Origin of the sequence: Shewanella oncorhynchi (genome assembly GCF_012584455.1) — a bacterium.
GTDB classification, from domain to species: domain Bacteria; phylum Pseudomonadota; class Gammaproteobacteria; order Enterobacterales; family Shewanellaceae; genus Shewanella; species Shewanella oncorhynchi.
In genome coordinates, this window is sequence record NZ_JABAEB010000005.1 from 273,054 (window position 1) to 285,737 (window position 12,684).

Here is a 12,684-nt window from a genome sequence, read left to right on the forward strand (position 1 = left end):
TGTCATCAACAGTTCTCCACAGGGCCATCGCTGCAATTGAGTCAGATTTGCAGGGAAGTGTCAGGAAGTTACACCAATTCAGAGTCTGCTTATGCAACCCAATTTATTTCCCGAACAAAGAAACGTTTATCAAGAATCGAGGATGACACAACCCTCGATTGAAGCCCAATCTTCCTCTCGTCGCGGCCGTTTGCAGCGTATGGTTGGCGGCGTATTGTTAACCTGTAGTGTATTGCTGAGTCTTTCAGCATGTGCGGCAGGTAAGCAGGCGTCACCACAAGAAGGTGAAGAGTTTAGTTACGCTTGGCTTAAGGGTTATGCCCGTACTATGGCTGCACAACCCTATGAGAGTCATAAAGGCGAATTACCTAAAAGCCTTCAGGGCATGAGTTGGGATGATTACCAACAATTCCACTTCAAGAAGAAAGCCGCACTATGGCGTGATCAAGATTCGGAGTTTCGTGCCGAACTGTTCCATCTTGGGCTGTTTTTCGATACCCCTATTCATATTTATGAGCTAAATGAGGGTAAGGCTAAGTTAATCGAATATTCACCTTCAATGTTCGATTACGGCAAGTCAAAGGTCAAAGGTAGTCAGTTGCCTAAGGATCTTGGTTTTGCGGGTTTCCGTATGCAATTTAATACCGATTGGCAGCGTGACATTGTTGCCTTCCTTGGCGCTAGTTATTTCCGCGCAGTGGGGCAAGAAATGCAGTACGGTTTGTCGGCTCGTGGCTTAGCGGTTGATACTGCACTGCCAAAACCTGAAGAGTTTCCAATGTTCACCAATTTCTGGTTAGAAAAACCTAAACCAGGATCGAATATCACCACTGTGTATGCCTTGTTAGATTCTCCGAGTGTCACGGGGGCTTATCGTTTTGATATCGAACCGGGTGAACGTTTAAAAATGAAGGTGGATGTGGCTGTTTATCCACGTAAAGCGATTGAACGTTTAGGCGTTGCGCCACTGACCAGTATGTTTATGGTGGGTGAGAACGATCGCCGCACCGGTTATGACTGGCGTCCAGAAATCCATGATACCGATGGTTTAGCCATGCACACGGGGAATGGTGAATGGATTTGGCGTCCGCTAGGTAACCCTGAAAACCTGCGATTCAACGCCTATAGCGATGAAAATCCAAAAGGTTTTGGCTTACTGCAACGTGATCGTAACTTCGATCATTATCAGGACGACGGCGTGTTTTATGATAAACGCCCAAGCCTATGGATTGAACCAACCAGCAGTTGGGGTAAAGGTTCAGTGCAGTTGGTTGAAATTCCAACACTGGATGAAACCTTCGATAACATAGTGGCTTTCTGGAATCCTGCTGAGCCGATTGTTCCTGGTCAAGAGCTGCTGTACAGCTACAACATGTACTGGGGTGGCATTCCACCGGTTCAATCACCCCGTGCTCGGGTTGTCGATACCTTCACCGGGATTGGCGGTGTAGTTGGCCAGAAACGCAAATACTACAGTAAGCGTTTTGTGGTTGATTTCGCGGGCGGAACTTTACCTATGATAGGTAAAGACACCCAAGTTAAAGCCGTGATCACAGCATCTGAAGGCAAAGTGGAAATTGAATCAGCCCGTCCTTTAGCCTCGATTAATGGTTACCGCGCTATGTTTGACGTAGTGCCACCCGGAGACGGTACTGAGCCGATTAACCTGAGAGTCTATTTGGAGGTTGATGGTCAGCCATTGTCTGAAACTTGGATGTATCAGTGGAATCCGCCTGCAAAGGATGATCGTGAATTGCACAATGCAGGTCATCTGCAATAAGCGATTTGTGAGTCATTAATCTAAAACGCCAGCTAACTTAGCTGGCGTTTTTGTTTTGATGATTAACAAGATGCGGGGAATGCCGCTCATTTGACATCTAAAAAATCAAGCCAGTTGTAATTGCAAGCATGCTACTGAGTTATTGGGGGCTAATTCACTTTTTGACAATCTAAACAATTTTTCACTGTAAAAGACCCCAAACTTGGGCGTAACCTGTGGGCGTTCTCGCCATGGGTAAGTATTTTATGTTTGAAATGTTCACAACGTTAGGCTTTGCGTGGTCGGTGGGTTTAGTCCTTGCCGTACTTTTTGTACTGGCATACGAATTTATTAATGGCTTCCACGACACGGCAAATGCGGTGGCGACGGTGATCTATACCAAGGCTATGCCGGCAAATCTGGCGGTCGTTACCTCTGCACTATTTAATTTTGCGGGTGTGCTGTTAGGGGGGTTAGGGGTGGCCTATGCGATAGTGCATTTATTACCCGTAGACTCCTTGCTCGGTATGGACTCAATCCAAGGCTTGCTGATGGTGTTTTCCCTGCTATTTTCGGCAATTATCTGGAACTTAGGTACTTGGTATTTTGGTATTCCGGCATCGAGCTCCCATACCTTGATTGGTTCGATAATGGGTGTGGGTGGCGCGTTCGCTTGGATAAATCATCAGCCTATCTTGCAGGGCATTAATGTCTCTAAAGCAACGCAGATCATGCTGTCCTTGATTATTTCGCCGACCTTAGGGTTTGTGATGGCAGGGATTTTTTTGCTCATCATGAAATATGTTTGGCAGAAACATAAAATTCACCGTACCCCCGATGAGCAGATGCAGATTAATGGTAAAAAACACCCTCCATTTTGGGCAAGAGCGAGTTTAATTATCTCTGCTATGGGGGTGAGTTTCGCCCATGGTTCTAACGATGGACAGAAGGGGATAGGTTTAGTGATGCTAGTGCTGATTTGTATGGCACCGGCTTATTTTGCCTTGGACATGGGCAGTCAACCCTATGATTTAGAAAGAACTCAAGATGCTAATCGTCGCATTATGGCGATTTATGACCGTAACCAAGCCGTTATTGCGGATGTTATCGACTTTAAAGCCTTGGTCAACGTTCCCGAATATATGCTGGCCCATTGCTCATCTGCCAATGTATTACCTGCGATGTCGTTGCTTGACCGTCGCTTAGCAAAAGTCTCAACTTACAAAGATATGGATGTAGAAGAGCGACGCGAGGTGCGACGTTTATTGTTGTGCATCGATGATACTGCTCGCCAAGTGGCTAAATTGGATCTTCCTGCTAAGGATTTGAGTTCATTGGCTAAATGGCGAAAAGATCTCACTAGAACTACTGAGTATGCGCCCATTTGGGTGATTATTGCCATTGCTACTGCGCTGGGTTGCGGCACGTTGGTGGGGTGGCGGCGGATTGTATATACCGTGGGGGAAAAAATTGGTTCATCGAGTATGACTTACAGCCAGGGTATTGCCGCGCAGGCCACCGCTGCCGTCTCTATTGGGATTGCTAGTATGACGGGGATGCCTGTATCGACGACTCATATTTTGTCTTCCGCTGTAGCGGGTACTATGGTGGCTAATCGTTCAGGGCTTCAGATCCAAACCATTAAGCAGATCATGCTTGCTTGGCTGCTGACACTACCTATTACTATGTTGCTCTCCGCGAGTGTGTTTATCCTTGCCAATGCACTTTGGGGTTAGCCAAGAATACTCAAGTTGAATGCTCACATAGCCAAGCCTTGAGGGCTTGGCTTTTCGGTTCAGTGCCGTTTCCCGCGATAATTACCTAAGCCATCTTGTTAGAGTTGAGCCTTCAACACCAACAAGGACATAAGATGGCTGAGCAATCTAGAATACTTTTCAAAGCACTACATCAACAATCAGAGCCGCTGATATTAACTAACGCTTGGGATGCCGCCAGTGCGGCCATCATCCAAGCATCTGGCGCCCGTGCGATTGCGACCAGTAGCGCGGCATTGGCTTGGTCGCTCGGTTATCCCGATGGGCAAGCGCTACCTAAAGCGGCTTTATTGGACGTAGTGAACAATATCCTACGGCTGAGCCGAGTGCCCGTGACGATAGATATTGAATCTGGTTATAGCCAAGATCCCGATGAGGTTGCTGCTTTTGTTGCGCAGCTCGCTGAGCTTGGCGTAGCAGGAATTAATATTGAGGATGGCAGTGCAAGTGTTGCTGAGATGGTGGCAAAAATTAAAGCTATTCGCGCCCATCCTCGTTGCCAAGGATTATTTATTAATGCGCGAACTGATGTGTATTTACTGGGTTTAGCCAGTGGTGAGGCCGCTGTTGTTATGACTATCGATAGGTTAACTCAATATCAGGCTGCGGGTGCTGATGGTGGCTTTATCCCTGGCGCGAATCAGGTCGAGACCGCTAAGCGCTTGTCTGCCGCTGTGGATATGCCACTGAATTTTATGCTATTGAATGAGCAGATGGATATCGGCGAGTTATTTGCCGCAGGTGTGCAGCGTTTTTCCACTGGCCCAGCTTCATTTTTACAGGCCTATAGCACTTTGCTTAATCCAATTTTGTTAAATTCAATTAAGGCAAAACCGTTTCAGCGAGAGTCAAATGATGCTGTTATTGCCGTTGATAAGGATTCAATACCTAAAGCCATTTCCCTTGGTTTTGAGCAAATGAATAACTTATTTATCCCGAGTTAAAGCTGTTTTTCATCTATACCCAAGCTACCTGAAGATACGAGTTTCAGAGCGCCCAGGGTGCTTCAATTCAAGGCGCATTAATGACAGAATGTCGGCCACCTTTTGAATTGATGCAACACGGAAGTGGAGTGCCCTGGGCGCTCCGTCCCGGCGGGTTTTAACGCACTTTATGCTGCGTTGGTTATTTTTAACTTAGCCCGCTAGGCCTGCAAATAACCGCCTTGCCTAAAGTGCGTTAAATTCCCGCTGAATCCTGCATCTTCAGGTTGTTTGGGTATATACCCACGGCGAGTTTGCCGTGGGTTTCTTCTTACGTCCATTTTACTTAGCGACCTTTTTACCAAGAAAGTCCCATCTGCGTGCTTGTCTCCTCAGGTTTCTTATCAAGTAGTCTTAGCTCGGTGAGGTGAATGTGCGCTGCAATTTGGCTGCGCAATTTTTGATAGAGACGGATGGCTAGTTCAGGCGCGGCTTCATTGTCGGAAGTATGGATAAACAGATAGGGTTCTCGACCTTCTGCGAGCCACTGCGGGAGTTGGGTGAGCCAATTATCAAAAAAGGTATCGTTATCCTTAGGTAAAACAGCAACGCCTTGCTGTGCGAGTTGTGCGATGGCATCGTCTGGTTGGCCGATAAAGCGCACCACTGGATTATTGGCGGTGGCAATTGCATGCACTGGCACTCGAGGTTTTTTCTTGTGAGCGTCGATAATCGCGACATTGCAGGGCGGCAGTGCAAACAAGGGCCTGCTGTCCATGATGATGCGATTCACTTTTTTATCGATGAGTAATCGATTAAGCGCACGCTCGGCATCTCCCTTAGCAAAAAACGCAGCATGCCTGACTTCGACGCCATAGGTTAACCCTTGGGGGATTTGATCTAGAAATTGCGCTAACGCAGGCAAGTTTTCTGGGCCGAAATGGGCGGGCAGTTGAATTTTCCAGATCCCTGTTTTATCGATTAATGGTGTCATTATCTGGAAAAAATCTTTCAATTCTTGGCCGCAGTGTTGCAATAATCTTTGGTGAGTGATGGTTTGCGGTAGTTTGAAGGTAAAACGAAAGCTATCGGGCGTGGCACTGTGCCAATTCATTACCGTTTGCTGTGCAGGCGTTGCGTAGAAGCTGGTGTTCCCTTCGACAGTATTGAATATTGTCGCGTAACGGGCGAGTCGCTCCGCTTGTTTAGTTCCGTGACCATACACACTTTCTTGCCAATTCGAGTGCGACCACATGGCAAGCCCAAGGCGAAAATGGTTGGGTTGATGTAACGGAGAGCACAATCGGTCCAAAAATAAATTCCTTTAATGCGATTTGCGCGTACCAAAGCTGCGCCCTGATGTTGACCAACATTTTAGGGCATTGTGCCGATATCTGTCGTCCAGAGTCAAATAGTGCCACCGATGGCCTTAAGTATTGTGTTTGATTTTGTTTGAATTTAACTCTGTAAAAGTCGGACTTAACTTAGCCAACTCTGGAATGACATTGAAAATTAACCTACTCTAATAGTGCGTTATTATTATTTTTATGCTTATGATCAAACTTAGGACTTAGCCAAAGACGGACGTTTATTGGAGAATTACGTGAATAATGATGGCTACACTTCCTTAAGCAATTTTATCGACCTTCTCTTGGATGCTATTTGTGTCGTCGATAAAGCGGGGAGGTTTGAATTTGTCAGTGCAGGGGCAGAACGTATTTTTGGCTATACCCCAGAAGAAATGATGGGTATGCAGATGCTAGATCTTGTCATTCCAGAGGATAGGGAACGCACTCTCGCAACGGCCAATGAAATTATGGCAGGTCGCTTTAAAGTCGATTTTGAAAACCGTTATGTGCGTAAAGATGGTGTTATCGTCGATATTCTTTGGTCTGCACGTTGGTCCGATGCTTATCAACAACGTGTCGCAGTCGCTAGAGATATTTCTAAGAGCAAAAATGCCGAACGTAGACAAGCAGCCTTATATGAGATTTCAGAGGCTGTGCATGTCGCTGAGGACTTGCTAGCCCTATATCGTCGAATTCATGAAATTATTGCTAAATTATTGCCTGCAGTAAACTTTGCTATTGCATTGTACGATCAAGATTTAAATGAATTAAGTTTTCCTTATAAAGCCGCTACTGGCAAGGATTCACTTATCGATATTGCAAGTTTCAGTGTGTTCACTGACCAAGTGATCCGCAGTGCTGAGTCTTTACTCCTGTGTCCCGTGACCTTAACTGATTATCCCCAAGCGATTCGTGAAGATTTGGGTAATGGTAGTTTAAGTTGGCTGGGTGTGCCGCTAAAGCTACAGAAAGGCGTTATCGGCGCTTTGATTATGCATAGCTTGCCCACTTCGGCTTCATATACACACCAAGACCGTGAGTTATTGGAGTTTGTTTCTACGCAAATAGCCTTTGCGATTGAGCGTCGACAAATGCTCGCGCGATTAGAGCATATTGCACTTTATGATCAGTTAACCTTGTTACCCAATCGTGAGCTTTTTTACGATAGATTTCAAAAGGCGTTATCTCGAGCCCATAGGGAATCAAGTTATTTCTCTTTGCTTTATTTAGACTTAGATAAATTTAAGTGGGTTAACGATACTTTTGGTCATAGCGTGGGCGATTTATTACTGCAAGTGACAGCACAGCGAATAGTCAGTTGTGTGAGGGGCTCAGATACCGTTGCGCGTTTTGGGGGGGATGAGTTTGTCATCTTACTTGAACGAGTCGATTCAGCACATAATACCCTGCTGGCCGCACAAAAAATATTGCAAGTATTCGAGCAACCCTTCGAGCTTGCCGAACAGCAGATCCATATTCTGCCGAGTATCGGTATTGCTCTGTATCCAGAGCACGGTGAAGATGAGAAACAGCTTATTTCCTGTGCGGATACTGCTATGTATAAAGCTAAAAAGAATGGCGGAAATCGAATTGAAATGGGTTACCAAGGATTAAGAAACTTACATGCTGAGCTTCGGCCTGAGGCCAATATTCCTGAAAATAAAGCGATGAAGATCATTTAAGCTCGCTTTAGGCGAGCCATTGTAAGTCTTTGAATAAATAATATGTAAAGTAATGCCCGCAAATGTCACTGACACTTGCGGGCATTATTGTATGGAACTGTTGATGTAATCTTTATATAAAATAAGGCTTTTGATTACAGTTTAAAGCGATTAACTTCCTGCTGCAATGATGCGGCTAAATGGGCGAGCTCTTGAGCTTGGACCATAGACGTTTGTGCCTCAATCGAGAGATTCTCTGACACTTCACGAATCGATTCTGTATTACGGTTGATTTCGCTGGTGACTGAGGTTTGCTCCTCGGCTGCTGTGGCAATTTGGCTCGCCATATCTGAAATATCATTAATGGCTTTGCTGATTTGCAACAGACTTTCGCTGGCTGAATTAGCATCGGCCACACTGGTTTCTGCCATTTCATGACTTTGAGTCATAGACTTAACGGCTTTGCCTGCGGTTTGTTGTAGGGTTTCGATCATCGCTTGAATTTCTTGTGTCGATGAATGCGTACGTTGTGACAGTACACGCACCTCATCAGCAACTACAGCGAAGCCACGACCTTGTTCTCCTGCACGTGCCGCCTCAATGGCTGCATTGAGTGCAAGTAAGTTGGTTTGCTCTGCGATGCCACTAATGGTCAACAAAATGCTGTTGATCTTTTGTGAGTGCTCGTTCAGTTCACCGATAATTCGCCCTGCAGTTTCGACTTCACTGGCTAAATTACGGATAGATTGCTGGCTTTGCATTACCTGTTTATGGCCATGGTTTGAAAGTCCGACCGCATTTTGAGCGGTCTGCGCTGTATGCTCAGCATTACTGGCAATTTCCTCGGTGGCGCTGGCCATTTCGGTCACCGCAGTGGCAACCATAGTCACTTCATCTTGCTGTACTTCAATGCGCTGACTGTTATCCGTTGCCGATGCACTACTTCCTTTGGCTTGATATTCCAATTGACCCGCAATCTTGTGCATGCGGGAAATCATACCGTGTAGACGTTCTACAAAGCGGTTAAAACCCGAAGCTAACATACCAATTTCATCGTGGCTGTTGGCAGTATGAATGCGCACAGTGAGATCGCCATCGCCTTCGGCAATATCATTGAGTGCTTGGGCAACGCGTTCGAGATCTTTGAATTGAATTTTAAAGATGGCGATTAAAATCAAACCAAACAGCACCAATAGTGCAACACCTACGGCAGACATCCACCAAGCGAGATCGGTTGCCTGTGACATGATTTCTTGCTTATCCATCACGAAAATCAGTGCCCAGTCAGTTGAGGGTATTGCCGCAACGTAAACTAATTTAGTGGCACCATCGAGGTTTCGCTCTTCCATGGTATTGGCATTAGTGCGCTGTGATAACCAGTTATTGCTAAAATTACTATCGATTTTAGTGAGCTGTTGAGTATTTAGCTGGCTATTGGGATGACTAATAATGAGCCCTGCATTATCGACCATCAGAGTGTAACCTTTGCCTGGTACTTGGAGGCGCTGCACTGCATCTGTTAACTGATCTATGGTTAAGTTCGCAGCCGCTACGCCTATGAGCTGGCCTGAGCTCATCACAGGTTCTGCTATAGTTACGACTTGTTTTTTCAATGTGGCGCTGACGTAGGGCGCCGTCATGATCATTTTACCCGCCGTTTTAGCATCCATATACCAAGGGCGAACGCGGGGATCATAATTTGCGGTATTCAGCGACGGATCTTGGCGATACATGTTGCCTTGCTCGTCACCATAGTAAGTGAGGGCAAAGTCAACCGCAGTATGCGCTTGCAACAAATGAGGGGTAACGTTGGCACTAGGATCGGCTTCAATGGTCTGCTTTAGGCTAGTAATGGCCATTTTTCTGTCTTGCATCCACTGACCTATGCCGGATGAAAAAGTCTTCGCCAGTTGGTCAATTTCATGTTGGGTGTTTTCTAACGCATTATTTCTAATGAAATAACTAGAGATACTCACGAGTACAGCAATAGTGATCAGTACAGCGGAAAGACTGCTAAACAGCAGCCGCGTTTTGAGTGTCGATCGCATAATCTATATCCTTTATATTCCGTTAGCTCTCTAACGTTGTTTTAGTATAGCGGCAGTACGGGGCAAAACATTAAATCATTGAAGAATTATAGTAATAAATTTAGAAGTGACGCCCATAATTTATGAATTTAATAATTACATGATTTTTATATCAATAACGATTGCGTCAGCGGTTGTTTATTTGATGAGCTGATGGAACTTAGCAGACTAAACTGAAGAGATGAATAATATTTTACAGGTGATAAATAACATTAGTTATCGTCAGTAAGCCGTTAAAATACATAAGCTCAAGCTAACAATTTAATTAAATATGTCACTGGTTGTGAGTGTGATTAATTCATTATTCAGAATGCTGGCTTGTTTATATCAAAGGTTAGTGAGCATAATTTCGCGCGGGTAGCATCTTGTGTGCTGGTTCAAGTTTAAGACTCATCTGTAACAGAACATAAAAAAGGGACTCCTAGGAGCCCCTTGTTAATTTTAAAATGACCTTAATATTAGTGAGTCATCTTATTTTTGATCAGCACACAACGCTGCTCTATTTGACGGGTTTCCAGTAGATTACGGCGGGTAAGGTTAGATAGCCCAGTTTGGCGATCAAGTACTTTGTCCAATGCCGCTATGCTAGTGTAATTACAATCGGTTGGGATGAGGAAATGGCTATAATTACGCATAAATACAGGCCCTTTTTTGTCCATATCCATTAAGCTCGCCAGACGCTCTTCCGCTGTAGCTGCGCTTAATAGTTTTTGCTCAGCAGGATAAAGATTTTGCATAATAATCCGCTGTTTGGAGAAAGGCAGGCTGTCTAGATGGACTTTACTTAACCAACGACGTTTTGCGGCCGCTTCAGGGCGGATCACTTGTGCCGCAAGTGCCGCTTTTTCACCAGAGTCTGAATTATCCTTGGCAGCTTCTTTGGTTAAGCGCTGCAGCGCGTTAGGAAAATCATAGCGATTAAGCTGGGTGATGATTGCCCATCGTAAATCTTGATCTAAAGTTAACCCCTTAATTTTTGTTTCACCGTCAATGAGTTGTGCTAAATGACGCAGTGAATCTCTGTCGCTTGCTAAACTGACATAGGCATTGAACCAGATCCGTTGGAAGTCATTATCGCCTTTATTTTCCATTGCTTTTCTCAGACTCATTTGGCTTAAGCCTTTAATTGCATTTTCAGCGTAGTTTTGCTGAATAGGGGCGATCTGCGCGAGATATTCCTTCGAGCGCAACATGCTATCGATGATCTGACCAACAATCGTGTAGTCCGTCTCAGCTGGCGCGTTAACAAACACTGTGCTTAGGTATTGATCTAAGCTCAATTTACCTTCGCGGACGCTGTCCCACAGACTTTGCCACAGCATAGATCGCAGTAGTGGATCGGAAATGTTACTCAGTTGTTGTTTTGCGGTATTAAATGACTTGTCATCAAGCTCGACTTTCACAAAGCCCCAATCATCAAAGTTTGGATAGACTAGGTCTGGGCAGCGCTCACCAATCAGTTGTTTAACTTCAGTACGCTCGCCTTTGTAAGTCACTGGCACTGTAATGTCATTTCGCAGATCAAAGCGACCTTGGGTAAATAAAGCCACTTGGACTTTTTGTTCACGTAATGTGGGTAGCTCTGCGCTTGCAGGGAGCTGCCGTAGGTTAAATTCGCTGATTCGGTTGCCCTCACAACGATATTCCGCCTTGATGGTGTTAACGCCCGCGCTGTAGAGCCATTCTTGAGTCCATGCACTTAAATCGCGGCCAGCGGCTTTCCCTAGGCTATTGATAAAATCGTCTAACTCAGCGTTTTGATAACTGTATTGTTTTAAATAGTTACTGACGCCACGACGAAACACCATGTCCCCGAGTAAATGGCGTAATTGTTTCAGCGTTGATGCGCCTTTTTGGTAAGTGATAGCATCGATATTGTCGAAGGCGTTCTGGGTTGTTGCTACGGGTACTTCAATGGGGTGCGTGGTGACTAAGCTGTCCTGCTCATAGGCTTTTTGCTTGCCTTTAGCGTAGAAGGTACGCCAAGCATTAGTGAACTCTGTGGCTTCTTTAGTCGCAAGTGTGCCCATAAATGAAGCAAAACTTTCATTTAACCACAAGCCGTTCCACCATTTCATGGTGACGAGATCGCCAAACCACTGGTGCGCCATTTCGTGCATGATCACGCCCGCAAGATTTTGCTTTTGATCTGCTGTCATAGCCGCTTTATGAAGGAAGATATCTTCGGAAAAGGTCACTGCACCCGCGTTTTCCATCGCGCCATAAAGGAAGTCTGGCACTAGAATTTGATCGTATTTCTTAAAGGGGTAAGGAATACCAAAGTAATTATCGAAAAAAGTTAACCCTTGTTTCGTATAGGTAAACCAATCTTGCTCCGTGACTTGGTTAGCAACGGATTGGCGGGCGAACAGGCGCATAGGATAGCGGCCTGAGTTGTCTTGCCACATGTGATAAGGGCCCGCGTGCATTGAAAAGTTATATGGGCTTAGCTTAGGTGTTTGTGGGAAAGTCCAACGATTGTAAGCACCCGCTGGGGTGATTTGGCTTTCACGCATCGAGCTAATGACTTGCCAGTCTTTGGGCGCTGTTACCGTAATTTGATAGTTAGCCTTGAGATCCGGTTGGTCGAACACTGCGAACATCTGCTGAGCTGCAGCGGGTTCAAAATGAGAGTAGAGGTAGACCTTGCCATCGATTGGATCTTTAAAACGGTGTAAACCTTCACCATTGGTGCTGTGGGCACGGCTAAATTGCACTTCAATGATATTTTCACCTGAGGTGAGCAAACGCGTATTTAAGCTGATGTAAGCGCCATTGTAATTGGGGTATACGGCGGTACCGTTGATGATAAAGCGTTTTATCTGCGCCTTGTTTAAATCTAAGCTCAGTTGTTTTGGCACTTCACTTAATTGAAATGTCACTTTGGAGGTGGCTGAAAACTCGGCGTCCCCTGTGAGCTGAAAATCCAAGTCATAGTGAATATCGGAGATGACCTGCGAGCGAAGCGCAGCCTGATATTGGCTAATATAAGCGCTAGCATCACGTGGACCCGTATTGAGTGTACTTTGGGTTGCACACGACATTAATGTGCCGCAGGTAAGGGCAACGAGACTGGCTTTAAACAAGTTCACAACTTAAATCCTTCAACGATTTGTTTTGTTTTCTGCTT

7 protein-coding genes are annotated in these 12,684 nt (G+C 45.4%); 4 read left to right on the forward strand and 3 right to left on the reverse strand.

All coding sequences use genetic code 11. The features are described from left to right. The first annotated feature begins 142 nt into the window (after positions 1-142). The 3 genes from HGO26_RS09945 (at position 143) to HGO26_RS09955 (ending at position 4,478) form a co-directional block, all read left to right on the forward strand. Positions 143-1,780 (forward strand): OpgD/OpgG family glucan biosynthesis protein, encoded by a 1,638-nt coding sequence (locus tag HGO26_RS09945; protein ID WP_247651523.1) that lies wholly within the window; start codon positions 143-145, stop codon positions 1,778-1,780. A gap of 245 nt (positions 1,781-2,025) precedes the next feature. Next, positions 2,026-3,495: an inorganic phosphate transporter gene (locus HGO26_RS09950; RefSeq protein WP_168825078.1), complete on the forward strand. Its 1,470-nt coding sequence runs from the start codon at positions 2,026-2,028 to the stop codon at positions 3,493-3,495. A 134-nt stretch (positions 3,496-3,629) separates the two neighbouring features. Further along, the gene (locus HGO26_RS09955; RefSeq protein WP_168824903.1) at positions 3,630-4,478 is read left to right on the forward strand and encodes an isocitrate lyase/PEP mutase family protein; all 849 of its coding nucleotides are present in this window, start codon (positions 3,630-3,632) and stop codon (positions 4,476-4,478) included. A 337-nt stretch (positions 4,479-4,815) separates the two neighbouring features. Here the strand turns inward: HGO26_RS09955 and HGO26_RS09960 are convergent, their stop codons facing one another. Then, positions 4,816-5,769: a DUF72 domain-containing protein gene (locus tag HGO26_RS09960; protein ID WP_168824904.1), complete on the reverse strand. Its 954-nt coding sequence runs from the start codon at positions 5,767-5,769 to the stop codon at positions 4,816-4,818. A gap of 291 nt (positions 5,770-6,060) precedes the next feature. Between HGO26_RS09960 and HGO26_RS09965 the strand changes: the two genes are divergently transcribed. Next, the gene (locus tag HGO26_RS09965; protein ID WP_168824905.1) at positions 6,061-7,488 is read left to right on the forward strand and encodes a sensor domain-containing protein; all 1,428 of its coding nucleotides are present in this window, start codon (positions 6,061-6,063) and stop codon (positions 7,486-7,488) included. Positions 7,489-7,622: 134 nt separating this feature from the next. Here HGO26_RS09965 and HGO26_RS09970 read toward each other — a convergent pair whose 3' ends face one another. Together HGO26_RS09970 and pepN are read right to left on the reverse strand one after the other, a co-directional pair. Continuing rightward, positions 7,623-9,515: a methyl-accepting chemotaxis protein gene (locus HGO26_RS09970; protein WP_168824907.1), complete on the reverse strand. Its 1,893-nt coding sequence runs from the start codon at positions 9,513-9,515 to the stop codon at positions 7,623-7,625. Between the two features lie 497 nt (positions 9,516-10,012). Next, positions 10,013-12,646, reverse strand: a complete 2,634-nt coding sequence (gene pepN / locus HGO26_RS09975) for an aminopeptidase N (RefSeq protein WP_168824909.1) — start codon at positions 12,644-12,646, stop codon at positions 10,013-10,015. Positions 12,647-12,684: the final 38 nt, after the last annotated feature.

What these genes read in the sequence shown, in the direction of transcription:
- HGO26_RS09945 (WP_247651523.1), top strand. Translation starts at nt 143, where the DNA reads ATGACACAACCCTCGATTGAAGCCCAATCTTCCTCTCGTCGCGGCCGT.
- HGO26_RS09950 (WP_168825078.1), top strand. Translation starts at nt 2,026, where the DNA reads ATGTTTGAAATGTTCACAACGTTAGGCTTTGCGTGGTCGGTGGGTTTA.
- HGO26_RS09955 (WP_168824903.1), top strand. Translation starts at nt 3,630, where the DNA reads ATGGCTGAGCAATCTAGAATACTTTTCAAAGCACTACATCAACAATCA.
- HGO26_RS09970 (WP_168824907.1), bottom strand. Translation starts at nt 9,515, where the DNA reads ATGCGATCGACACTCAAAACGCGGCTGCTGTTTAGCAGTCTTTCCGCT.